Annotated in this window: 19 protein-coding genes; 17 read left to right on the plus strand and 2 right to left on the minus strand. The window is 61.4% G+C overall.

Translation table 11 applies throughout. The annotated features are described in order from the left end of the window. Window positions 1-63 precede the first annotated feature (63 nt). The 10 genes from ACILSE_RS09840 to ACILSE_RS09885 all read left to right on the plus strand — a co-directional run bounded on the left by ACILSE_RS09840 (window position 64) and on the right by ACILSE_RS09885 (window position 8,871). Window positions 64-1,602 carry a cryptochrome/photolyase family protein gene (locus ACILSE_RS09840; RefSeq protein WP_395717212.1) on the plus strand — a complete coding sequence of 513 codons (1,539 nt, stop codon included), beginning with the start codon at window positions 64-66 and terminating at the stop codon, window positions 1,600-1,602. Continuing rightward, entirely contained in the window at window positions 1,599-2,075 is a 477-nt protein-coding gene (locus ACILSE_RS09845) for a TspO/MBR family protein (RefSeq protein WP_395717213.1), read from the plus strand. The genes ACILSE_RS09840 and ACILSE_RS09845 overlap by 4 nt, the downstream gene beginning before the upstream one ends. Next, a complete protein-coding gene (locus ACILSE_RS09850) occupies window positions 2,072-2,878 on the plus strand; it encodes an oxidoreductase (RefSeq protein WP_395717214.1) in 807 nt (268 codons plus the stop codon). The genes ACILSE_RS09845 and ACILSE_RS09850 overlap by 4 nt, the downstream gene beginning before the upstream one ends. Continuing rightward, window positions 2,875-3,393 (plus strand): lipocalin family protein, encoded by a 519-nt coding sequence (locus tag ACILSE_RS09855; RefSeq protein ID WP_395717215.1) that lies wholly within the window; start codon window positions 2,875-2,877, stop codon window positions 3,391-3,393. The genes ACILSE_RS09850 and ACILSE_RS09855 overlap by 4 nt, the downstream gene beginning before the upstream one ends. 12 nt (window positions 3,394-3,405) lie before the next feature. Continuing rightward, a complete protein-coding gene (locus ACILSE_RS09860) occupies window positions 3,406-3,990 on the plus strand; it encodes an SOUL family heme-binding protein (RefSeq protein ID WP_395717216.1) in 585 nt (194 codons plus the stop codon). A gap of 3 nt (window positions 3,991-3,993) precedes the next feature. Continuing rightward, window positions 3,994-4,137 carry a DUF2256 domain-containing protein gene (locus ACILSE_RS09865; RefSeq protein ID WP_395717217.1) on the plus strand — a complete coding sequence of 48 codons (144 nt, stop codon included), beginning with the start codon at window positions 3,994-3,996 and terminating at the stop codon, window positions 4,135-4,137. Next, entirely contained in the window at window positions 4,134-4,379 is a 246-nt protein-coding gene (locus tag ACILSE_RS09870) for a DUF3253 domain-containing protein (protein WP_395717218.1), read from the plus strand. The genes ACILSE_RS09865 and ACILSE_RS09870 overlap by 4 nt, the downstream gene beginning before the upstream one ends. 67 nt (window positions 4,380-4,446) lie before the next feature. Further along, window positions 4,447-5,757 (plus strand): nitrous oxide reductase family maturation protein NosD, encoded by a 1,311-nt coding sequence (locus tag ACILSE_RS09875; RefSeq protein ID WP_395717219.1) that lies wholly within the window; start codon window positions 4,447-4,449, stop codon window positions 5,755-5,757. A gap of 80 nt (window positions 5,758-5,837) precedes the next feature. Beyond that, on the plus strand, window positions 5,838-7,313 hold the full coding sequence (locus ACILSE_RS09880; RefSeq protein WP_395717220.1) for a sulfatase: 1,476 nt from the start codon (window positions 5,838-5,840) through the stop codon (window positions 7,311-7,313). Between the two features lie 19 nt (window positions 7,314-7,332). Beyond that, a complete protein-coding gene (locus ACILSE_RS09885) occupies window positions 7,333-8,871 on the plus strand; it encodes a sulfatase (RefSeq protein WP_395717221.1) in 1,539 nt (512 codons plus the stop codon). A 27-nt stretch (window positions 8,872-8,898) separates the two neighbouring features. Here ACILSE_RS09885 and ACILSE_RS09890 read toward each other — a convergent pair whose 3' ends face one another. Continuing rightward, the gene (locus ACILSE_RS09890; protein ID WP_395717222.1) at window positions 8,899-10,416 is read right to left on the minus strand and encodes an arylsulfatase; all 1,518 of its coding nucleotides are present in this window, start codon (window positions 10,414-10,416) and stop codon (window positions 8,899-8,901) included. Window positions 10,417-10,485: 69 nt separating this feature from the next. On the opposite strand from ACILSE_RS09890, the gene ACILSE_RS09895 reads away from it, so the two are divergent. From ACILSE_RS09895 to ACILSE_RS09915, 5 genes are all read left to right on the plus strand, one after another. Then, window positions 10,486-12,465 (plus strand): arylsulfatase, encoded by a 1,980-nt coding sequence (locus ACILSE_RS09895; protein WP_395717223.1) that lies wholly within the window; start codon window positions 10,486-10,488, stop codon window positions 12,463-12,465. 79 nt (window positions 12,466-12,544) lie between these two features. After that, complete coding sequence (locus tag ACILSE_RS09900) at window positions 12,545-13,258, plus strand: family 16 glycoside hydrolase (RefSeq protein WP_395717224.1); 714 nt, start codon at window positions 12,545-12,547, stop codon at window positions 13,256-13,258. A 2-nt stretch (window positions 13,259-13,260) separates the two neighbouring features. After that, window positions 13,261-14,217 carry a peptidyl-alpha-hydroxyglycine alpha-amidating lyase family protein gene (locus tag ACILSE_RS09905; protein WP_395717225.1) on the plus strand — a complete coding sequence of 319 codons (957 nt, stop codon included), beginning with the start codon at window positions 13,261-13,263 and terminating at the stop codon, window positions 14,215-14,217. Window positions 14,218-14,278: 61 nt separating this feature from the next. Next, window positions 14,279-15,793 carry a sulfatase-like hydrolase/transferase gene (locus ACILSE_RS09910; protein ID WP_395717226.1) on the plus strand — a complete coding sequence of 505 codons (1,515 nt, stop codon included), beginning with the start codon at window positions 14,279-14,281 and terminating at the stop codon, window positions 15,791-15,793. A 66-nt stretch (window positions 15,794-15,859) separates the two neighbouring features. Beyond that, a complete protein-coding gene (locus ACILSE_RS09915) occupies window positions 15,860-17,026 on the plus strand; it encodes a sialidase family protein (RefSeq protein WP_395717227.1) in 1,167 nt (388 codons plus the stop codon). Here the strand turns inward: ACILSE_RS09915 and ACILSE_RS09920 are convergent, their stop codons facing one another. After that, window positions 17,027-18,235: a M14-type cytosolic carboxypeptidase gene (locus tag ACILSE_RS09920; protein ID WP_395717228.1), complete on the minus strand. Its 1,209-nt coding sequence runs from the start codon at window positions 18,233-18,235 to the stop codon at window positions 17,027-17,029. It abuts the gene before it with no gap. A 60-nt stretch (window positions 18,236-18,295) separates the two neighbouring features. Here ACILSE_RS09920 and ACILSE_RS09925 point away from each other — a divergent pair, with 60 nt between their 5' ends. Then, window positions 18,296-20,542 (plus strand): DUF1592 domain-containing protein, encoded by a 2,247-nt coding sequence (locus ACILSE_RS09925; RefSeq protein ID WP_395717229.1) that lies wholly within the window; start codon window positions 18,296-18,298, stop codon window positions 20,540-20,542. 64 nt (window positions 20,543-20,606) lie between these two features. Continuing rightward, window positions 20,607-23,000 carry a glycosyl hydrolase gene (locus ACILSE_RS09930; RefSeq protein WP_395717230.1) on the plus strand — a complete coding sequence of 798 codons (2,394 nt, stop codon included), beginning with the start codon at window positions 20,607-20,609 and terminating at the stop codon, window positions 22,998-23,000. Window positions 23,001-23,051 lie beyond the last annotated feature (51 nt).

Here is a 23,051-nt window from a genome sequence, read left to right on the forward strand (position 1 = left end):
GGCTTTGGATAATCCTGAGATTTTGAGCCGTCGCGTTCCCAGACCGGGGCGTAAACCACGTCCATGCCGCGTGTTTCCCGTCTCATTCTTGTTCTTGGCGACCAGCTCGATCTCAAGTCGGCGGCGCTGGAGGACTTCAATGCGAAGGACGATGCGATCTGGATGGCGGAGGTGGCCGGGGAGTCCACCAAGGTGTGGAGCACGAAGGCGCGCATCGCGATGTTCATCACGGCGATGCGGCATTTTCGCGAGACGCTGCGCGGACGCGGCTGGCGGGTGGTTTATCATGAAATGGAAGCGCATGCGGATTTTGCGAGTGCCTTGCGGTCCAGCGTGGATGAGCTGAATCCGAAACAACTCGTGATGGTTCACGCCGGTGAGTGGGCGGTGCAGCGGGAGATGGAGAAAGTGGCGGCGGCACTGAAGGTGCCGCTTGAGGTGCGCGAGGACCGGCACTTCCTCTGCACCACCGCCGAGTTCGCGAAGCACGCGGAGGGACGCAAGCAACTGCGCATGGAGTTCTTCTATCGCGAGATGCGGCAGAAAACCGGTTTCCTCATGGAGAAGGGTAAGCCGGTGGGTGGGCAGTGGAACTTTGATCATGACAATCGCGAGTCGTTTGGCAAGGACGGCCCCGGCCTGAGGGTGCCGCCGCGTCGGTTCAAGCCGGATGCGATCACGCAGGAGGTGATCGCGATGGTGAACGAGCGTTTTGCGAAGTATCCGGGCACGCTGGATGATTTTGACTGGCCGGTGACGGCGGAGGAGGCGCGACAGGCGCTTCAGGACTTCATCGAGCACAGGCTGGCGGAGTTTGGGCAGTATCAGGACGCGATGTGGACGAACGAGCCGTGGTTGTATCACTCACGGCTGAGCGCGGCGATGAATCTGAAGCTGCTCGATCCGCGCGAAGTCATTTCCGCTGCGGAAAAGGCGTGGCGCGATGGCAAGGCACCGCTGACGGCGGTGGAGGGCTTCATCCGGCAGATCCTCGGTTGGCGTGAGTATGTGCGCGGCATCTACTGGCGGTTCATGCCGGATTACCTGGAGCGGAACGCCATGCAGGCGCATGAGCCGCTGCCGGAGTTCTACTGGACGGGCGAGACGGACATGCGCTGCCTGCGCGATGCGATCACCCAGACGCTGCGCTACGGTTACGCGCATCACATCCAGCGGCTGATGGTCACGGGTTTGTTCGCGCTGCTTTTCGGAGTCGATCCAAAGCGGGTGCATGAGTGGTATCTGGCCGTCTATGTCGATGCCGTCGAGTGGGTGGAGCTGCCGAACACGCTCGGCATGTCGCAATACGGTGATGGCGGCGTGATGGCGAGCAAGCCGTATGTGGCGAGCGGCAAATACATCCAGCGCATGAGCAACTACTGCGCCGGCTGCCGCTTTGATCCGGCGCAGAGCACCGGGCCGAAGGCCTGTCCCTTCACCACGTTGTATTGGGACTACCTGCTGCAGCATGAGCCGAAGCTGCGGCAGAACCAGCGCATGAGCATGCAGGTGCGCAATCTGGCACGGCTGGATGAAAAACAGCGCGCGGCCATTCAAAAGCAGGCAAAAGAGCTGCGGGCGACGTATTCGAAGGCATCATGAGCGCCTCCACCTCGTCGTCCCGCAATGCTTTGGCCCTCGGCGGCTTTCTTGTCGTCACATTTTGCGCACCCGCATTGAGCGCGTTCATCGGCATGCCGGGTCCGTGGTATGCGGCGCTGAACAAGCCGACTTGGAACCCGCCACCGTGGCTGTTTGGCCCGGCGTGGACGCTGCTTTACACGCTCATGGCCGTTGCTGCATGGATGGTGTGGAAGCGCGCCGGATTTGCGAAGCCACTGAAGCTTTACTTCGTGCAACTGGCGCTGAACGCGGCCTGGACACCGATTTTCTTTGGCGCGCATGAGATGGGCTGGGCGCTGGTCGAGATCTTGGCGCTCTGGATCGCGATCTTGATGACATTGCGGGCCTTTTGGGCGGTTTCGCGTCCTGCGGGCATGCTGCTCGTGCCCTACCTCGCGTGGGTCAGTTTTGCCTCGGTGCTCAACTTCACTCTTTGGAGGCTCAATTCATGAAAACTTGGTTCATCACCGGCTGTTCGAGCGGCTTCGGCCGAGCCATCGCGGAGGCGGCGCTGGCCGCCGGGCATCGTGTCATCGCCACCGCACGCGATGTGCGCAGCATCGCCGACCTCGAAAGCGGGGCCTGTCGTGTTTTGACGCTCGATGTGACCGATGTGGAGAACATCCGTGAGGCCATCGCGGAGGCGGGGAGCTTTGACGTTCTCGTGAACAACGCGGGCTACGGCCTCATCGGTGCGGTGGAGGAGTGTGACGACGATCAAATCCGCCGGAATGTGGAAACGAACTTCTTCGGCCCGCTGAATGTCATCCGCGCTGCGCTGCCGATGCTGCGGACACAAAAAAGCGGTCACATCATCAACCTCAGCGCGGCGGCGGCGATCTCGAATTACCCGGGCTTTGGCGTATACGGTGCCGCCAAGGCCGCGCTTGAGTTCCTTAGCGAAAGTTTGAGGCTCGAACTGGCCCCGCTCGGCATTCGTGTGACGTTGGTTGAGCCTGGGCCGTTTCGCACCGACTTCGTCACGCGCAGCCTCGAGAAGGCCTCGCAGCCGATTTCGGACTACGACGGCACCTCGGGCAAGTTTGGACGCCTCATCGCTTCGATGAATGGCAAGCAACCCGGCGATCCCGCCAAGGCCGCGCAGGCCATCCTCGCCGTCGTGGATGCCGAATCACCGCCGCTGCGGCTCGTGCTCGGCAAATACGCGAACGACAAGGCCCGCCGCCGTGCCGAGGGGCTCGAAAAGGAACGCACCGCCTGGGAAGCCATCGGCATCCCCACTGAATTCACATGAAAACACGTCTCCTCATCACGCTCATGCTGTCCATACTCGCCTCCTGTGCCCGTCCGCCGCTGAAGACGGTGCCGAAGGTCGATCTGCCGCGCTTCATGGGTGACTGGTATGTCTTCGCGCACATCCCTTACTCGCTGGAGAAGGGCAAGGTCGGCACGCTCGACCGCTATGCGCTGCGCCCCGATGGCCGCATTCAGAACTCGTATCTCTTCCGACGCGGCTCGCTCGACGCTCCGCTGGAGGAGTGGAAGGGCGTGGCCTGGGTGCATGACAAGCAAACGAATGCCGAGTGGCGCGTGCAGTTCATCTGGCCCTTCCGCGTGCCCTTTCTCGTGATCGACCTCGATGAAGATTATCAATGGGCGGTGATCGGCTATCCCTCGCGCAAGCTCGGCTGGGTGCTGAGCCGGAAGACCTCGCTCGATGACAAAACCTACCAGGGCATCCTGCAACGCATGCGGCTGCAGGGTTACGACACAACGAAGCTCGCGAAAGTCCCGCAACAAACAAACTAACCGAACCCCCGCATGAAAAAGAAGACGACTCTGCTCCTGATGGCGCCCGTGGCTCTCGCCGTGTTCTGGCTTGCCTCCAACGCAAGCGCAGCCACGGAGACGCCCGAATACAAGGTGATCCGCACCGACGACAAATTCGAGATTCGCGACTACCCCGCCCTCTCGCTCGCCACCAGCCCGATGGCTGCGGATGGCATGAACGGCGGCTTTGGGAACCTGTTCCGCTTCATCACCGGCACAAACGAATCGAAGGAAAAGATCGAGATGACCTCACCGGTGCTCATTTCCAACACGACTGAGACAAAGACGATGAGCTTCATCATGCCGCAGGCCACGGTGAGCAAAGGAGTGCCCAAACCCGCCGGCAACGATGTATCCCTGACCAGCCTGCCCGCGGCCCGTTTTGCCGTGCTGCGCTTCGCGGGAGGTCGCAACGAGGAGAACGAGAAAAACGCCATCGCCGCCCTGCGTGCCTGGATGAGCGCGCAAAAGCTCACCGGCAAAGGCGAGCCGCTTTTCGCCTACTACGATCCGCCGTGGACGCCGATCCCGATGCGGCGCAACGAGGTCATGATCCGCATCGAAAAAGAGTCGTGAGGCATGCGCGGCGTCCGCAAAGAGCATCTGCCCGAGAAGATCTGTCCCGCCTGCGGACGCCCGTTCTCGTGGCGGAAGAAGTGGGAGCGTGACTGGGACCGGGTGAAGTTTTGCAGCGACGCCTGCCGCCGGGGCAAAACGCGATGATCACCGCCGAAGCCATCCGTGCGAAGCTGCTCGACCTCGCCGCCCGGCGAAGCGAAGGTGCGACGTTTTGCCCGTCGGAGGCCGCGCGAGACCTCAGCAAGGACTGGCGACTCCTCATGCCTCGCGTGCGTGAGGTGGCGGCGAATTTGATGGCTGAGGGCCAACTGATCTGCACGCAGCGCGGTGAACCCGCGCACCCGCTTACAACCAAAGGAGCGATCCGGCTTGCGGCGTTGCGGTAAGTTCCATTCAGGTTCAAATGACGCTGTGTTTTGCATCTTTTGCCTCGTTTGGCAAAACACCGGTCCTATGCGTCACATTTTTCTCCTCATCGTCGGCGTGCTCTGCGCGCTTCGCATTCACGCCTTCGAGCTCTCGGTCACAAGCCACCCGTCCATCCAGGCCGCTTTGGATGCGAATCCGAACCGGATGCTCTTTGTTCCTGCGGGTGATCATGTGATCACAGAGAAAATCCGCATCCGTGGTGAGCGGAGCGGGCTCTATGGGCCGGGGCGCATCATCCAGAAAAATCCAGATCATCCCGTCATTGAGATCGAGAACGCGCAAGGTGTCGAAATCCGCGACCTCACGCTCACCCGGCCCGAGGGAGACACGCGGGCGGACAAGGAGGGCATCATCGCTCAAAAGTGCCGCGATCTCGTCATCGAGAACGTGCGCGTGATCGGCAACCGCACAAAATCCGGCGCGATCCTCGTCACCGACTCGCGCGACACACGCATCAGCCGCTGTGTGGTGCGCAATTACATGCGGGTGAGCGTGGATGACCGCACGCAGGGAGATGTGTCAGGCTATGCGTTCCGATGCACCGACGGCACCGGCATCATGATCCGCTACTGCACCGGGACGCTGATCGAAGGCAACCACGTCGTCGAGGAAACCTTCTCCGCTTCCAAAGAGGTCAGGGACAGGCACAAGCTGGGCGATTTTGTGAAGAAGAACCCGCAGAAGGGACCGCACCTCAGCCAGCAGGCCTGGGATGCCGGCCACACGGACAACTGGCGCCAGGGCAGCGGCATCCTCGTCACCGCGCCGGAGACGAGCGACTTCACGCGCATTATCGGCAATCATGTCGAAAACGCGGCACAGGGCATCGACCTGCACTGCGATCATGTGGTCGTGGCGGGCAACATCGTGAACCATGCGCACATCGGCATGAAGGCCATGCACGGCAGCCGCAACGTGCTCATCACAGGAAACCAATTCGCGCGCAACGACCTCTGGGCCATCGGCCTGATGCCCGGAGCCGCCGCGCATCCCGCCGTGGAAGGCAGGCCGGCCAACGCCGACGGCGGCTCGGTCATCGCGAACAACATCATCTCTGATTTCGGCCATGGAGACGCGCACTGGATGTGGGGAATGGAACGCTCCCCTTTCAAATTCGACTCGGGACAGGACCCTGATGACCCGCCTCTTTCCGACGTGATCATCACCGGGAATCTCGTGCACAACATGGGTGCGCCGCGCTACAAATACGCGGTCATCATCGCCGGCGAGCCCGGCCATCCGCGCAATCTGCGCTTCAGCAACAACCTCTTCCAGCCCGGCACGCACGGTGTCTGCAATCAGGATCTGCCGGACGGCAAAGAAACCCGGCCGTGAACATGCGCCGCAGGCTTCAGTGAAAAGAACGGCGGCACAAACAAGAAAGCCCCGCGATCTTCCCGCGTTTTCAAACGCCCATGACCCGCCGTTTGCTTTTCTGCCTCCTGTTTGTCTGCCCTTCGCTCCTCTTGCCCTCCATAGCCTTGGCGAAGGAGGGTGCCGCGAAGCCGAACATCCTCTTCTTCTTCGCCGACGACCAGCGTTTCAACACGCTTGGCTGCGCAGGACATCCCATCGTCAAAACGCCCGCGATCGACCGGCTCGCCGCGGAGGGCGTGCGCTTTGAAAACGCCTTCGTGACCACCTCCGTGTGCTGGGTGAGCCGCGCGGTCCTCTTCACCGGCCAGTGGGCGCGCTCGCATGTGCAGCGCACGGCGGTGCCAAAGGTCACGCCGGAGGCCGCGGCCACTCTTTATCCCGTGCAGCTCCGCAAAGCAGGCTACACCACCGCCCACTTCGGCAAATGGCACTTCCAGGCTCCGCAGGGCTTCAAGCCGGAGGAGCAGTTCGACGCCTTCGAGCAGATCGGACGCAGTCCTTACTTCAAAACGATGCCGGATGGCTCGAAGCGGCATGAGACGGACCTCATTTGCGACCGGGGCATCGACTTCCTCAAAAAACAATCCAAGGACAAGCCCTTCTGCGTGCAGCTTTCCTTCAATGCTGCGCATGCGGAGGACGGGGACAAGCGTCCCGGCATCGGCCACTACCCCTGGCCGCAGTCCGTGGACGGCATGTATGAGGATGTCACGATTCCTGCGCCACGCCTCGGCGATGCAGCCATCTACGAGGCGCATCCGCAGTTCCTGAAGGACAGCATCAACCGCGAGCGCTTCTTCTGGGGCTACGACACGCCGGAGAAATACCAGACAAACCTCCGCGCCTATTTCCGCATGATCAGCGGTATCGACAAGGGCGTCGCCCGCGTGCTCGCCGCGCTGAAGGAGGCCGGGCTCGCGGAGAACACCATCATCGTCTATGCCGCCGACAATGGCTACTACCTCGGCGACCGCGGCTTTCAGGGCAAATGGTCGCACTTCGAGGAGTCGCTGCGCGTTCCGCTCGTCATTTACGACCCGCGCCTGCCCAAGGAGAAGCGCGGCCGTGTCGCGCGCGAGATGGTGCTCAATGTCGATCTGCCCGCCACTTTCATCGACTGGGCCGGCGCGGAGCGGCCCGCCGCTTACGAAGGCCGAAGTCTCTCAACGATCCTCGAAGGCAAAGGCAGCGACAAACCCTGGCGCACTCATTTCTTCTGCGAGCATCTCGATCTCGCCCCCACGCTCACCTGGGAGGGCGTTCGCGGCGAGCGCTACGTCTATGCGCGTTATTTCGACCAAAAGCCCGTGTTCGAGTTCCTGCACGATCTGCAAACGGACCCCGACGAGCTCAAAAACCTCGCCACCGATGCCTCGCATGCCGGAACGCTCGCGGAAATGCGCAAACTCTGCGACGCCGAAATGAACGCCCGCGGCGGCCCCATCCTGCCGATGGGCCAGCGCGGCACTGCAAAGGGCGAGGGCGCGAAAAAGAAGGGCAAGGCAAAGAAATAACATTCTCCCCCGCATCTCCATGAAGAGCCTCGTCTTTCTTGTTTCGTCATTCGTCATTTTGCATTCGTCATTCGCCGCCGAGCGGCCAAACATTCTGTTCGCCATCGCCGATGACTGGGGGCCGCATGCGAGCGCCTACGGCACGCCCTGGGTCAAGACGCCGAACTTCGACCGCGTGGCAAAGGAGGGCCTGCTTTTCAAACACGCCTACACACCGAACGCGAAGTGCGCTCCGTCGCGCGCGTGCATTCTCACAGGACGCAACTCCTGGCAGCTCAAGGAGGCGGCGAACCACATCTGCTACTTCCCGCCGGAGTTTAAAGGCTGGGGAGAGGCGCTGGCGGAAAAAGGCTGGAATGTCGGCCACACGACGAAAGGCTGGGGACCGGGCGTGGCGAAGGATGCAAACGGCAATCCGCGCCAGATGACCGGCAAGGCATGGAACAAACGCAAAGCGACACCGCCCACGTCCGAGATCGGCAACAGCGACTACGCCGCGAATTTCACCGACTTCCTCGACGCCGCGCCTGCGGACAAGCCCTGGGCCTTCTGGTGCGGCGCCATCGAGCCGCATCGTGGTTATGAATTCGGCAGCGGTGTCGCCAAAGGCGGCAAAAAGCTCACCGACATCGACCATGTGCCCGCTTACTGGCCGGACAACGACATCGTGCGCAACGACATGCTCGACTACGCCTTCGAGGTGGAGCATTTCGACTCGCATCTCGGCCGCATGCTCGCCGACCTCGAAAAACGCGGCCTGCTGGACAACACGCTCGTCGTCGTGACCGCCGACCACGGCATGCCTTTCCCGCGCAGCAAGGGCAACGCGAACGTGCAGGCCAACCATGTCCCTCTCGCCGTCATGTGGAAAAAAGGAATCACCCAGCCAGGCCGCGTGATCGACGACTTCATCAGTTTCATCGATCTCGCGCCGACGTTCGTCGAGGTGGCGGGCTTGAAGTGGAACGAGACAGGCATGGCGGAGTCTCCAGGACACAGCCTGACCGACTTGTTTGCCGGCAAGCCCGCCCACAAGCGCGATCATGTGCTCATCGGCAAGGAGCGCACCGATGTCGGCCGCCCCAACGACTGGGGTTATCCCATCCGCGCCATCGTGAAGCACGACAGCGTCTTCATCGAAAACTTCGAGCCCTCACGCTGGCCGGGCGGCAATCCCGAGACCGGTTACATGGATTGTGACGCGGGCGCGACGAAGTCGTTCCTCATCGACGCGCACCGCAAAAACCCAGCCGACCCCTTCTGGCAGCTCTGCTTCGGTTTGCGCCCTCCGGTCGAGTTCTACGACCTGAAGTCCGACCCTGACTTCGTGAAGAACATCCCCGCCGATCCGCGTGCCGCCGCCATGCGCGACCAGCTTCACACGGAGCTGAAAGCGCAGGGCGACCCGCGCATGGACGGCAAGGGCAACATCTTCGACAAATACGAGCACGCCGCGAAGCCCAACGTCGGCTTCTACGAGAAATTCATGCGCGGCGAGCCGGTAAAGGCCGGCTGGATCAATCAAAGCGACATCGAACCGGTCAAGCCGCTGCCGTGATGTGAATAGGTGGGCTGTTGGAATGCCTCACTTCCGCGTCGGTGCCGCGACAATTTCTTCCATCTTTGCGATCATCGCTTTCAACCGCTCCGGCTGCTCGCCGCTGAGGTCTTTGAGCTCGGCAGGGTCATCCAGCAGATGGTAAAGGCGGTGAAGCGGGGCCTGGTTTTCATCGCGGTTCTTCTTTGTGACCACAGCCTGGGATTTGCCTTTCGTCTTCATCCTCACGAGCTTCCACTCGCCCATGCGCAGGCCGAGGTTGTTGCCGTTGTTGTCCTGCTGAAGCAATGCATCACGTCCTTTGGCCCCTTTTTCGCCGAGAAGAGCCGGAAGGACGTTCTGGCTGTCGAGACAGGCGTTGTCAGCGAGAGTTGTTTCGGTCAAGGCGGCAAAGCTGGCGGCGAGATCGACCGTGCAGACAAGTTCATCCGAGACGCCCGGCTGAATGCGAGCAGGCCAGGTGACGATAAAAGGCGTGCGCGTGCCGCCTTCATAGACGCTGTATTTTCCGCCGCTGAACGGGCCTGCGGGCGTGTGGGCACCGAGTTTTTCCACCGCGCCATCGACGTAGCCGTCATCGAGCACGGGACCGTTGTCGGAGCAAAGCACGATGAGCGTGTTCTCAGCCAGCTTGAGCCGGTCCAGCGTCTTCATGATCTCGCCGACGCTCCAGTCAAACTCGACAATCGCGTCACCACGGTAGCCGAGCGTGGTTTTGCCCTGAAAACGTTCGTGCGGCATGCGCGGCACATGGATGTCGTGGCTGGCGAAGTAGAGGAAGAAGGGCTCTTTCGCATGCGCCTCGATCCAGCGGTTCGTCTCGTTGATCCAGGCGTCGCCGAGGTCCTCATCGCGGAAGCGGGCGGCCGTGCCGCCGGTGTAGAAACCGATGCGGCCGATGCCGTTGTGGATCGTCTGGTTGTGACCATGCGTCCAGTTCATGCGCAGCGTGTCGCGATGCGTGATGCCGGTGGGATGATTTTCGTCTGGTGCCTTGTCGCCCACCCACAGCGGGTCCTTGGGGTCGAGATTCCGCACGCGGTGGTCGTCCACATACACCTGCGGCACGCGGTCGTTGGTGGTGGGAAGCAGCAGGCAGTGATCAAAGCCGATCTCCAGCGGTCCGGGCTTCAACTCGCCGTTCCAGTCAGGCTTTGGATCGCCGAGGCCGAGATGCCATTTGCCGATCACTGCGGTGGCATAGCCGGCCTTCTTCAAAATCGACGCCATCGTCTCCGTGCCGGGTTTGATCAGCGCAGGACCATTCGGCGGAGCCACGCCGGTGCCTTTTTGACGAAATGCAAAAGTGCCGGTAAGCAGCGAGAATCGCGTCGGCGTGCAAGTGGAGGCGCTGCAGTAGCCGCTGGTGAAGCGCAGGCCCTTCGCAGCCAGTTGGTCGATGTTCGGCGTCTTCACCGCCGTCGCTCCGTAACAGCCCACATCACCGTAACCGAGGTCATCGGCCATGATGACGATGATGTTTGGTTTCGCGGCAAAGAGCGAGGAGCAAAGGGCAAGGAGTAGAATGGCTAAGAGTCTGAGCATGGCGTGCAAACGAACTGCGGATGGGCCGCATTGCGAGGAAGTTCTCTGTCTCCGTCTCGTTTTGAGGCCATGCGCCTCCTCGCTGTTCTCTTTTCCTCATTCGCCATTCTGCATTCGTCATTTTCGGCGCAGCCGAACTTCCTCCTCGTCATGGCCGACGACATGGGCTTCTCCGACCTCGGCTGCTACGGCAGCGAGATCGAAACGCCCAATATGGACAAACTGGCCGCCAACGGCCTGCGCTTCTCCCAGTTCTACAACACCGCGAAGTGCCACAGCAGCCGCGTGAGCCTGCTCAGCGGCCGCTGGTGCCGACAGGCGGGTGACACGGCTTTGAAGCGTGCGGTGATTATTCCCGAGGTGCTGGCACCCGCTGGCTACTTCACCTCCATGACCGGCAAATGGCACCTCGACAAAGAACCGACCGATTTCGGCTTCCAGCGCTACTTTGGCCATCTCTCCGGCGCCACGAACTACTTCCATGGCGACAAAACCTTCCGCCTGAACGGCCAGCCCTTCAACGTGCCCGAGCAAGGCTTTTACACGACCATCGCCAACGTCGATCATGCGCTGAAATTCATCGCCGAAGCACGCGCCGCTAAAAAGCCATGGTTTCACTACATCGCCTTCAATGCCCCCCATGCGCCGCTTCAGCCGCTGGAGCAGGATTTCAAAAAATACCTCGGTCGTTACGACGCTGGCTGGGATGTCCTCCGCGCCGCCCGTGTGGCCAAACAGAAGCAAATCGGCCTCCTGCCTGCTGACACCACCGAATCGCCACGCCCCGAGCACATTCCAGAATGGAGCCAGCTCTCCGCTGAGCAGCGCACGAAGGAAACCCGCCTCATGACGGCCTACGCGGGCCTCATCGACCGCATCGACCAGGAAATGGGCCGCCTCATCGCCGATCTCGGAAAACACGGCGAACTCGACAACACCGTCATCCTCTTCGTCTCCGACAACGGCGCGTGCCCCTTTCATCGCGGCGGTGCCACACCGAATACGGAGCCTTTTGATCCGAAAACGCATTGGGGAGACAGCACCGGCTGGGCCTGGGCGCGGAACTCCCCCTTCCGCTTTTATAAACAAAACCAATTCGAAGGCGGCATCTCATCGCCCGCCATCCTGCACTGGCCCGCTGGATTGAAGCAGAAGCCGGGCAGCGTCGTCAGCAGCCCCGCGCATCTCGTCGATGTGCTCCCCACCTTCGCCGAGATCGCCGGAGCGAAAATGCCGATGACCTTCCCTGAGCGAGAACCCACACCGCTCGCCGGCATCTCGCTCGCGCCCGTCATCGCCGGTGGTGAAATCAACACACGTCCGCCGATTCACCTCCTCTTTTCCAGTGACCGCGGCCTGCGCGATGACGAATGGAAGCTCGTCAGCTTCCAAAGCCAGCCTTGGGAACTCTACCACATGCCCGATGACCGCGCCGAGACCCACAACGTCGCCGCGCAGCACCCCGACATCGTCGCCCGCATGTCCCAGCAATGGCACGACATGACTGCCAACGTCCTCCACGCCACCGGCAAAGAAACCAAGCCCGTCGCCACCGAAGCCAAACCGAAACTCAACCCCGGCTGGACGCATTACGACGCTTCCCCCACAGCCGACAAAACCAAGGGCAAAGGCAAAGCCCGAAAAAAGCCCGCCAACGCCCTTCCTCGCGCCCGCAAAGACACCAAGCTCACCGTCGAAGGCCCCCAACTCATCCTCCAGAGCACCGGAGATGATCCCGGCCTCGCCTTCGAGCGCCTCAGCATCGAGCAACCCGGCCCCTACACCCTCGAATTCCGCCTCCAAAGCCGCTCCACCGGCCCCGGAGAACTCTACTGGACCACCGACCCCGAAACCATCCTCCCCACAGGCCAACACCTCGACTTCGACGTGAACCACGACGGTGAATGGCACGACATGAAACTCCGCATCGACGAGGCAAAAACCCTTCACGGCCTGCGTCTCGATCCCTTTGCTGGCGAGGGCGAAGTGAAGCTCGAGGGCCTCACGCTCAAAGCGGCTGAAGGCAAGGTGCTGGCGAAGTGGCCTTGAGAACGACATCACCCCAGACGGAATTTGAAGAGCTCTGACTCGAGTTGAGAGAGTCAAGGCTCTGGATCGTTCACGAAACATGCCCCGCCACCGCCTCTTCTGCTTTCTCTTTGCCTTTTGCCCCTGGCTCTCCGCTCAAACAGCCGCCGAGCCCGTGCTCCTTTTCTCCGACGACTTCGCCCGCGATGAAAAAACGCCCGGCAAGGAGGACATCGGCAATGGCTGGACCAGCAACAGCGCCTGGCGCGCGAAAGGCCACCAGCAGGTCGATCTCAAAGATGGCGTGATGCACGTCACAAAGCACGCCGAGGCCGATCACGGCGTCGCCATCTTTCACGCGGCCGAATTTCAAGACGGCATCGTCGAATTGAAGTTCAAACTCGGTGATGGCGACGATCTCGGCGTCGATTTCGTCGATCGCGAACTCAAAACCGTCCACGCCGGGCATCTCTGCATGGCCCGCGTAACCAACAAAGGCCTCACCATCATGGATTCGATGACCGGCGGCATGGACAACCAAATCCGCGAGCGCCGCTTGGCCGGTGACAAGTCACCCGAACTCGCTGCGCTGCTCAAATCGAAGACCAAAGCCTTCAAACTCGACCTCAAGCCCGAAGACTGGCACACGATGCACATCACCATCGCCGCAGACAAAATGTCCGTCCGCATCGACGGGCAGGAGATCGGCGCTTTCAGCAGCGAAGGCATCGCCCATCCCACCAAACGCATGATCACACTCGCCGTGAACAAATCGGCGGACGTGGATGACGTGAAGGTGTCGAAGCTGAAATGAACATGCGCGGCTCACTGGCCATCCTGCTTATTGCCACGAGCGTTTTTGCGCAGCCGCAGCACGAAGTCGTGCTGGACTGGCCTCAGTTGCCTGAAGATCATGTGCTCGGCCTTTGCGCCGGAGTGGGCGTCGATGCGCAGAACCGTGTGTTCGTCTTCCATCGCAGCGGCCGTTCATGGACGAATCCGTTCCCGAAGGAGACGATCTCGCAGCCGACGGTGAGCGTGTTTGAAGGCGGGAGCGGCGAACTTCTCAGCTCGTGGGGAGCGAATCGCTTCATCATGCCGCACGGGCTGACGGTGGATCACGAAGGCAATCTCTGGCTCACGGATGTGGGATTGCACCAGGTCTTCAAATGCACGCCGGAGGGCAAAGTGCTGCTCACTTTGGGGGAAGCGGGTGTTCCGGGGAATGATCACACGCATTTCAACCTGCCCACCGATGTGGCTGTGCTGCGTGACGGATCGTTTTTTGTCAGCGACGGCTACAAGAACACACGCGTGATGAAATTCACCGCTGACGGGAAATTTGAGTTCGCGTGGGGCGCGAAGGGCAAAGGGCCGGGCGAGTTCAACCTGCCGCATGGCATTGCGCTCGATACGCAGGGCCGTGTGATCGTGTGTGACCGTGAGAACGAACGACTTCAGGTCTTCGACGCAAGAGGTGGCTTTCTCCACGAATGGAAGGGACCGCACATCGGCAAGCCTTATGGCGTGGAGACCGGCGCAAATGGCCATCTCTTCATCATTGATGGCGGTTCGCCGTCCTTGAAGCTGTCGGAACGCGGCAAGGCGGTGGAGCTCGATGCCACGGGACATGTGATCGACACGTTTGGCAGCCAAGGCGATGCACCGGGCCAGTTTCAGCTTGGTCACGACATCGCCATCGGCCCGGACGGAGCGGTTTATGTCGCGGAAGGAACGGGCAAGCGCGTGCAGAAGTTTGTGCGCAAGAAGTGAGTCGGCTGGTTGTTTCAAGGCGGCCATGCGAGCGCTGCTGTTGTTTCTCCTTCTCCCCCTGATGCTTCGTGCCCAGCGTCCGAACATCCTCTTCATCTACGCCGATGACTGGGGCTTTGGCGATCTGGCCTGCCACGGGCATCCACATTTGAAGACGCCGAATCTCGACCGCCTCGCGCGGGAGGGCGCCGACTTCCATCAGTTCACCGTGTGCAATCCCGTGTGCTCGCCGAGCCGCACGGCCATCGTCACCGGGCAGTATCCGGCGCGGCATGGCGTGCATCAGCACTTCGCCACGCATGCGGAGAATGTGGCACGCGGCATGCCGGACTGGCTTGATCCGAAGGCACCACTGCTGCCGCGCACGCTGCATGAGGCCGGCTATGCCACCGCGCACTACGGTAAATGGCATCTCAGCGGCCAGGAGAAGACCATGAATGCTCCGCTGCCCGTCGAATACGGCTACGACGATGCCGCCGTGTGGGTCGGCCCAGGTCGCGATGTGTTTGAAGGCACGAGCCTCGCAGACGTGCCTGCCAAAGATGGACCGATCTACCAAACCACCGCCGCCACGGAGAATGCGCTGCGCTTCATCCGCAGCGTCAAAGACAAGCCCTTCTACCTGAATCTCTGGCTGCATGAGACGCATCACCTCGTCGCCGCCTCCGATGAGGACAAAAAAGAATATCCCGACACCGCCGAGCCGCAGCGCACTTACTACTCGGCTGTCACGCGTGCTGACAAACAAATCGGCCGCGTGCTCGCTCTGCTCGATGAGCTCAAGCTCGCCGAAAATACGCTCGTCTTCTTCTCCAGCGACAACGGCCCCGAAAACTCACACGCCAAGCCCGGCGAAAAGTTTTATCACAGCGTCGGCACCACCGGCGGCCTTCGCGGACGGAAGCGCAGCCTCTACCTCGGCGGCGTGAACGTGCCCTTCATCGTCCGCTGGCCCGGTGTGGTGCCCGCAGGTCGCGTGGACAAGACCAGCGTGCTCGCCGGCGTCGATGTGATGCCCACGATCTTCGCCGCGCTCGATGTCAAAGCGCCCGCCGGTTATCAAAGCGATGGCATCAACGTCCTCGCAGCCCTCAAAGGCCAGCCATTCACCCGCGAAGCCCCTGTCTTCTGGGAATGGCGCGGTCCGCATTCTCAGGAGGCCGATTGGCCCACCCACGCCATTCGCGATGGCGATCACGTTTTGCTCCACGACGAAAAATTCGCCCGCATTGAGCTCTACAACGTCATCACCGACCGCTCCCAGCAGCAGAACCTCGCGGACAAGCAGCCCGAAGTCGTCGCCACGCTGAAAGCGAAGCTCAACGCTTGGCGTAAAACCCTCCCCACGCCCTTTGTGCAGTCCGGTGGCCGCACACCAGTTGCCGTGCCCCCAAAAGCGCCCACCGTGGACCGTGCCGCCGCTTTCCAACGCTGGGACAAAAACGCCGACAACATTCTCACCCTCGAAGAATACACCAACGGCCTTGCGAAGAAGGAAGACGCTCCAAAACGCTTCCGATCCTTCGACAAAGACCACGATGGCAAGCTGACCCGCGAGGAATTCACGCGTTCTTGAGTCTCGAGGGACCATACGATTTTTTGGCACGTCAAAGTGAGCGAATGAACGCGTAGTAGTCTTGCCATGACCAGCCGACGCCAATTCATCGCCACCACCGCTCTCGCCATTCCATTCATTGCTCGCGGGGCCGCGCCAGGCGCGAAGATCCTCGAAACGAAGGTCATTTCACAGCAGCCGGAGTTTTACCACGGCTGGCCGACGGTGGCACAGCGCGCGAACGGCGAGCTGTGGGTGACGTGCTCCGGCGGACGCGAGGCGCATGTGTGTCCGTTTGGAAAAGTGGTGGCGATGAAATCGACCGACCACGGCGGCACATGGTCCGCTCCACGGGTGATTTACGACGGGCCGATCGATGATCGCGATTCAGGCGTGCTGGAGACGGCGAAGGGCACGCTGCTGGTCACGACCTTCACATCGCTGGCCTATGAGGACTCGTTCAAGAAGGCCACGGCGATGGCTGAGCACACGGACAAAGGCTGGGTGTCGAAGGCGATGCCTGCGGAACGCTACGCGCGCTGGAAATCCGCGCACGAGAAGCTCGGCGATGAGGAACGCAAAGCGCAACTCGGCGAATGGGTGCTGCGTTCCACCGATGTTGGCGAAACGTGGTCGAAGCCGATTCCCACTGTCGTGAACAGCCCGCATGGCCCGATTCAACTCAAGGACGGCCGGTTGCTTTACGCCGGAAAGCAGTTGTGGAGCAATGACAAGAAAATCGGCGTCGCGGAATCGAAGGACGATGGCCAGACGTGGCAGTGGCTGGCTGAAATCCCGACGCGCAAAGGTGACAGCGTCGTGCGCGGTTACCATGAACTGCATGCGGTCGAGGCCGCTGACGGCACGCTCATTGCGCAGATTCGCAATCACAACGAGGCGAACAAGGGCGAGACATTGCAGTCTGAATCCACCGATGGCGGCAAAACCTGGAGCGAGCCGCATTCCATCGGTGTGTGGGGCCTGCCTTCGCATCTTCTGCGTTTGCGTGATGGACGTCTCGTGATGACCTACGGCCACCGTCGCAAACCTTACGGCAATCAGGCACGCATCAGCACCGACAACGGCAAAACCTGGGGCGAGGCGATCATTCTCTCCGGCGACGGCAAAGGCGGCGATCTTGGCTACCCGAGCACCGTGGAACTTCCGGACGGCACGCTGCTGACGGTTTGGTATGAAAGTATGGCCGAGCCGAAACTCGCCGTGCTGCGTCAGGCAACGTGGCGGTTGGAATGATCATTCACGCCGGGGATTTTCTTGGAGGTAAGCGGCCAGCGCACGTCCGAGGCCGGCACCCACCTTGCCGTAGCCTGCCACGGACATCAGCGGGCTGTTCCAACCGGTCTCGAGCGTGACGGAGATGGTAAAGTCGCCTGCATTCGCACGCACCCAGCCGCTGCTCATGCGGCCGCGTTCTTCATCGGTCTTCACATAGGTCGCAAAGCGATATTTTGGCTGCACTTTGAGCGGTTCGGTGATGCTGGCGGCGGCAATGTCGATCCAGCGCTGGTAATTCCGCTGCTGAATGCCTGTCATCCGCTCGAAGGCGAATGGACCAAAGAAAAAGATAGGATCATCGGCGCCCGGATTGTGCAGGTCGATGAAGACATCGAGGCCGCGCTTCGTGTGAATGTCACGGATCATGCGCTGCGCAGCGGCAACCTCGGGATAGATCGGCTCGGCGGCCCAGTCGCGATTGTGATCACGCGGCACCGCCTCTTTGCCGCCGGCGCCGATGGCCGCGTTGTCCACATCCATGATGGGGATGTAGTGCAGGCACGTTTTCGCTCGCAGAGCCTTCGCCTCATCACTCGCATACCAGCGGATGAAGCCACGGCCCACCTGGCTGCCACCGGCCTCCCAAGCGTGATGTCGCGAACCAACCCAAACCTGATGCGGCGCGTTGTCATCGCCGATGCGGATGCCAGGCACCACACGGCCATCGCGTGTCTTTGAAAGCTCGAAGCGCTTTGACTCCGGCAACTTCGACGCGATTTCGGTGAGCAGTTTTTCGGCATCCGCAGGCACAAATGGCGGCCCCCAGGCCACGCGGAGGCTTTCGGTCGTTGGCTTGATTTGATAGCTCATCACCTTGTCGGCGCTCAGCGTTCCCGCCTCACTTGGCGACCACGTTTCGCCATCACTGCTCAGCCACGCATGCTTCGGCTGGCACCACGCGGCGGCGAGCACTTGGTTTTCGCGGAAGGGCTTCGTCTGCGCCTGCAATTCGAGCGTGATCGTTTCGCCCGGAGTGAGTCCGTCGAGCCGGAAATACCACCAGCATGGCCAGCCTCGTCCTTCATGGAGCTTTGGCATGATGCGCAGTGTTTTGGAGGCTTGATCGAGCTTCACGATCTCCGCATTGCCGCCTTCAAAATCGGTCGAGACACGCATTTCAGCGTGAAGAAGGGTGGTCATCCATAACAGGCAAATCGGCAGCTTCATGATGGGGATGGAACGCGCCGGATCGAAATGATCGTTCACCGGGCTGCGTTAAACCTCCGCATGAGATTCGTCGTGCTGTCTGCCCTCTCACTGATGCCCGTCGCGGCGTGGGCGGAGGGTTTTTTTGACGAGCAGCTATGGCCGAAGGTGGCGTCGCAGGAGTGCCTGAAGTGCCACAAGGTCGGCGGTGATGCGGAGGACAGCGAACTGATCCTCGTCGATCCGTCGAAAACGCCCGTGGAGGGCCGCAAGGAGGTGATGCGGCAAAACAAGGCCGCGTTCGCGAAAATGGCACGCGAAGTGGCGCAGGGCGATCAGTCGCGTTTGCTGCTCAAAGCGCAGGGAAAGCTCAAACACGGCGGCAAAGTGGTGTTTGAGCCAGGCTCGGCCGGTTTTCGTCTTTTGGCGGATTTTGTGAAGGAAGTCACCGCGCCGGTCCAAACGCCAAAAATCGCCTCGAAAGCAGACGAGAGGCCGTTTTTTGACGGTGTGGCCATGCTCGACGACCGCAGGCTCATCCGCCGCGCGACGCTTTCGCTTGCGGGACGATTGCCGAATGACGCGGAGCTCAAGCGGGATGTGAAAACGCATCTCGACGCCGTGATGAAGGAGGACGCGTTCTACGAAAGGCTCCGCGAGGGCTTCAACGACATCTTCCTCACGCTCGGCACCGATGGGAACCCGGACCAAACTTATCTGAGCTACGATCACTTTCCGCAGCGACACTGGTATCAGAAATGGAAGTTTGATGACATCGCCGACGAGAAGGCGAAGCGCCAGGCTGGCTACAAAATGGCCGACGACTACCGCCGCGCGCTGCATGAGGAGCCGCTGCGGCTCATCGAGCACATCGTGCGCAACGACCATCCCTTCACCGAGATCGTCACTGCGGATTACATCATGCTCTCGCCATATGGAGCGCGTGGCTACGGCGTGTTTGAGGAGATCAAAGAGCGGTTCAAAGACGTGAATGATCCGCTGGAGTTCATTCCCGTGCGTCTGAAGGCGCTCAAAGGCCGCGTGAAGCAGCAGGACCAGGAAAGCGAGAGCGGTTTCTACCCACATGCGGGTCTGCTGAGCACGTTTCAATGGCTCTGCCGCTATCCGACGACGGAGACGAACCGCAACCGCCTCCGTGCGCGCATGTATTACCAGCATTTCCTCGGCGTGGATGTGCTGGAGCTCGCCGCGCGCGTCACGGATGCCGCCGCGGTCACCGCGAAGTACAAAGTGCCGACGATGGAGGCCAGCGAGTGCGTCGTCTGCCATAAGACGCTCGATCCTGTGGCGAGCCTGTTTCAGGACTACTGGAAATTCGCCGATCAAGGCGTGTATGGCCGCAGAAAGGACGGATGGTTCACCGACATGTTCCAGGCTGGTTTTGAAGGCGAGGACATGCCGCCTGAGCAGCGCTGGCGCGCGTTGCAATGGCTCGGCGAGCGCACCGCCAAAGACCCGCGCTTCGCCGTGGCGATGGTGGAGCACGCCTGGTACATCCTTTCAGGTCGTAAGGTGCTGCTGCCGCCGAAGGATCTCGACGATCCGCTGCATGACGCGAAGCACCGCGCCTACGCCACGCAACGCCGCTTGATCGAGGAGATCGCCCCGCGTTTCGCGAGGAACGGCTTCAACTTCAAGCAGGTGATCCAGGACCTCGTGCTGAGCGATTTTTATCGTGCCGATGGCATCAACACCTCGATCTCCGACGCAAAACGCCTCGCGGAACTCGATGACATCGGACTCACCCGACTGCTGGCCCCCGAGCAACTGGAGCGGAAGATCGCGGCCGTGTTTGGCAAAAGTTGGGGCCGTCTGCATGCACGCGATGGCGGCCTCGGCATGCTCTACGGCGGCATCGACAGCAAGGAAGTCACCGAACGTGCCACCGATCCCAGTGGTGCCATGGGTGCGATCATGCGCACGATGAGCAACGACATCGCCTGCAAGCACACCGCGCTCGATTTCACCCGCCCGGCCGCTGAGCGGTTGTTTTTCCGCGAGGTGGAGCCTGACACGCTGCCCGTGAGTGATGAAAACGATGCCAAAATCCGCCGCACCATCGCGCACTTGCATGAACGCGTGCTAGGGCGTGCCGATGCGCCGGATTCCGAGGAGGTGACACGCAGCTTCGATCTCTTCCGCAGCATCATTGTCGACGCTGCAAAATCCAAACACGAGCCCCAAGAGAGTTATTACTGCCGCCCCGATCCCGACCGCAAAGTCGTTCCCGACCCCCACTACGCCATCCGCGCCTGGCGGGCCGTGATGACGTATCTCCTGCGGCGGAGCGAGTTTCTTTATGAGTGAGCTTGTCGTAAGTAGTGCATGCTCTCCTGCTGATACCCCAGGCTTGTCCTGCCACCTTTTTAAAATGACTCTACGCCGCCCGACCGTCCTCATCGCCCTGCTTGCATCTGTGCTCTCGACGCACGCTGAGCAGCTGCCCATCTCCGTGGGAAATGGTTCATACGCCTCGTCACCGCCGCTCGGAAGAATGGTGGACAAGAAGACGGGCATTGACCGCGTGGAGGCAGTCGAGGCGCGAATGCTCTACCTGGTGAAGGATGACGGACGTCCGGTTCCATCGAACAAGTGGTTCCAAAATCTGCTTTTCCAGCCCTACGGCACGGGCCTGTGGGCGATGCCGCACAAGGTGGATGCGACGGCGGAGGGCGTGGAGGTGTTTCAGGTGCAGAACTTCAGCGGCGATGGCGCGCGGGCCTTGGCGGAGTGGCCGCTCATCATCACGGGCCGCGACTTCAAGCCGTTGGATTCGCGTGCGAAGGATTGGACGGACTGGACCGTGTCGTTCCGCTGCTTCGAGAGCGATACGCGGTTCATGGATGTGACGCTGGGCGAGGGAATGCCGGCGGTGTGGTGTGAGTTCACCGGCGTGCAGCCGCTCATCGCGCTCGGGGGACAGCAGGGCAAAGGCTCGCGTGGACAGAGTGCGGCGACCTACTTCAAGGTCGATTGCACCGCGGCTTCGCTGCCGATGACGGGCGATGCGCTCGGCCTCACGCATGAAGGGCGGGCCTGGGGCGTGTTCGCACCCGACGGGACGAGATTCGAGCAGACGGAGGCGGGCATCGCCGTGACATTCGCGGAGAAGTCGGCGTTTCTCGTCGTGTGTCCGCTGCCTGCGGAAAAGGACATCGCGCTGTTTCACCGGCATGCTTTCGCGGTGCCGCGTGACACGCAGCTCTCGTGGAAATACGACCGCGCGGCGGGCAGCGTAACGACGACATGGAAAATCATCACCGAGCCGCTGAAGCCGGGCGCGGGCGGGCAGGTCATCCAGGGCTTCCTGCCGCATCACTGGCGCGAGAACACCGCGCCCCTGAAGCTCGAAGGCCCGAACTACACGACCATTCGCGGTACGATGAAGTGCGGCACGGGCGACACCTTCACACTCGCTCATCCGTTTAACGGCATCCTGCCGAACTTGCCCGCGCCAGCCACCCCATCGTTCGACGCGGCACGGGTGAGGGAACTGCTTGCAAAGCACTTCACCGACCCAAATAAGCAACTGCGCGGCGACACCTATTGGGGTGGCAAGGAGCTCGTGAAGCACGCGCAGGCGGTGTTCATCGCACGGCAGATGCGGGACGCCTCGTTTGATGCCATCGCCGGGAAACTCCGCGCGGGCCTGGAGAACTGGTTCACGTTCTCGCCGGGTGAGAGCGAGCAATTCTTCGCCTACTACCCCCGGCGCAAAGGGCTCGTCGGCTTCCCCTCCGCATATGGCTCGGAGCACTTCACCGACACGCACTTTCATCAGGGCTACTTCGTGTATGCCGCGGCACTGCTCTCGCAGTTGCAGCCGGACTTCGCCCCGCGGTTCGGTGAGTTTGCGAAGCTGCTCGCCAAGAATTACGCGAACTATGATCGCGCCGACACACGCTTTCCGCGCTTCCGCACCTTTGACCTTTGGCGTGGGCACAGTTTTGCCGACGGCAACGGCTTTCACGACGGCAACAACCAGGAGAGCACGGGCGAGGCGGTGAATTCATGGGCTGGCATGATTTTGCTTGGCGAAGCCCTCGGCGATGAGGAGCTCACGGCGGCGGGCGTGATGGGCTACACCTTTGAAACACGGGCAAATGTCGAGTACTGGTTCGACCCGCACGATGACGTGTTTCCAAAAAGCTATGCCCACGAGGCCTGCGGCATGATCTGGTGCCACAGCATCGTGTGGGGCACCTGGTTCACCGCCAGCCCGGCGTGGATCTACGGCATCCAGTGGCTTCCCACCGCCCCGCACCTGGCATTCTATGATCGTGACCAGACCTTCATCACCCGAGTCCACGCCGGATGGCAGCGCGAGCAGGCGGCATTTGAAGAAAAGGAAGCGGCGAAGAAGCCGGGCACGCCAAAGAAAGCGGCTGACATCCCATCCCTCGGGGGTGAACTTGCGAGCTACCACCTCGGCTTTCTCATGCATGCGGATGCCGCGCGCGTCGTCGCCGGACTCGACAAGCTCGGGTCCGAACCCGGCGACACGATCGCGCACAATGAGTGGATGATGAACACCTACTGGCAGGCCAGCGCCCTCGTCGAACTGGGGCGGCCCGACTTCACAGCGCACGGCTCATCCCCGACCTCGATGGTGTATGCCAATGCCGCGCGAAAGACGCGGACGCTCATCGCCTGGAACCCGACGTCGAAACCGCGGCGCGTGGTGTTTTTCGAAGGCACCAAGCCCATCGGTGCTCTCGATGTGCCTCCGCACAGCATCGCCAGCGGCTCTTCATCGAAGCAGTGAGAGCGGCGGCGATGAGTGAGCGGCGCTGGGGCGCTTACTCGTGTCATGGGG

The organism is Prosthecobacter sp., assembly GCF_044236155.1.
In the GTDB taxonomy this organism is placed as follows: Bacteria; Verrucomicrobiota; Verrucomicrobiia; order Verrucomicrobiales; family Verrucomicrobiaceae; genus Prosthecobacter.

Excerpts from the sequence above, each read along its gene's own strand:
- ACILSE_RS09840 (WP_395717212.1), top strand. The coding sequence starts at position 64 with ATGCCGCGTGTTTCCCGTCTCATTCTTGTTCTTGGCGACCAGCTCGAT.
- ACILSE_RS09845 (WP_395717213.1), top strand. The coding sequence starts at position 1,599 with ATGAGCGCCTCCACCTCGTCGTCCCGCAATGCTTTGGCCCTCGGCGGC.
- ACILSE_RS09850 (WP_395717214.1), top strand. The coding sequence starts at position 2,072 with ATGAAAACTTGGTTCATCACCGGCTGTTCGAGCGGCTTCGGCCGAGCC.
- ACILSE_RS09855 (WP_395717215.1), top strand. The coding sequence starts at position 2,875 with ATGAAAACACGTCTCCTCATCACGCTCATGCTGTCCATACTCGCCTCC.
- ACILSE_RS09860 (WP_395717216.1), top strand. The coding sequence starts at position 3,406 with ATGAAAAAGAAGACGACTCTGCTCCTGATGGCGCCCGTGGCTCTCGCC.
- ACILSE_RS09865 (WP_395717217.1), top strand. The coding sequence starts at position 3,994 with ATGCGCGGCGTCCGCAAAGAGCATCTGCCCGAGAAGATCTGTCCCGCC.
- ACILSE_RS09870 (WP_395717218.1), top strand. The coding sequence starts at position 4,134 with ATGATCACCGCCGAAGCCATCCGTGCGAAGCTGCTCGACCTCGCCGCC.
- ACILSE_RS09875 (WP_395717219.1), top strand. The coding sequence starts at position 4,447 with ATGCGTCACATTTTTCTCCTCATCGTCGGCGTGCTCTGCGCGCTTCGC.
- ACILSE_RS09880 (WP_395717220.1), top strand. The coding sequence starts at position 5,838 with ATGACCCGCCGTTTGCTTTTCTGCCTCCTGTTTGTCTGCCCTTCGCTC.
- ACILSE_RS09885 (WP_395717221.1), top strand. The coding sequence starts at position 7,333 with ATGAAGAGCCTCGTCTTTCTTGTTTCGTCATTCGTCATTTTGCATTCG.
- ACILSE_RS09890 (WP_395717222.1), bottom strand. The coding sequence starts at position 10,416 with ATGCTCAGACTCTTAGCCATTCTACTCCTTGCCCTTTGCTCCTCGCTC.
- ACILSE_RS09895 (WP_395717223.1), top strand. The coding sequence starts at position 10,486 with ATGCGCCTCCTCGCTGTTCTCTTTTCCTCATTCGCCATTCTGCATTCG.
- ACILSE_RS09900 (WP_395717224.1), top strand. The coding sequence starts at position 12,545 with ATGCCCCGCCACCGCCTCTTCTGCTTTCTCTTTGCCTTTTGCCCCTGG.
- ACILSE_RS09905 (WP_395717225.1), top strand. The coding sequence starts at position 13,261 with ATGCGCGGCTCACTGGCCATCCTGCTTATTGCCACGAGCGTTTTTGCG.
- ACILSE_RS09910 (WP_395717226.1), top strand. The coding sequence starts at position 14,279 with ATGCTTCGTGCCCAGCGTCCGAACATCCTCTTCATCTACGCCGATGAC.
- ACILSE_RS09915 (WP_395717227.1), top strand. The coding sequence starts at position 15,860 with ATGACCAGCCGACGCCAATTCATCGCCACCACCGCTCTCGCCATTCCA.
- ACILSE_RS09920 (WP_395717228.1), bottom strand. The coding sequence starts at position 18,235 with ATGAAGCTGCCGATTTGCCTGTTATGGATGACCACCCTTCTTCACGCT.
- ACILSE_RS09925 (WP_395717229.1), top strand. The coding sequence starts at position 18,296 with ATGAGATTCGTCGTGCTGTCTGCCCTCTCACTGATGCCCGTCGCGGCG.
- ACILSE_RS09930 (WP_395717230.1), top strand. The coding sequence starts at position 20,607 with ATGACTCTACGCCGCCCGACCGTCCTCATCGCCCTGCTTGCATCTGTG.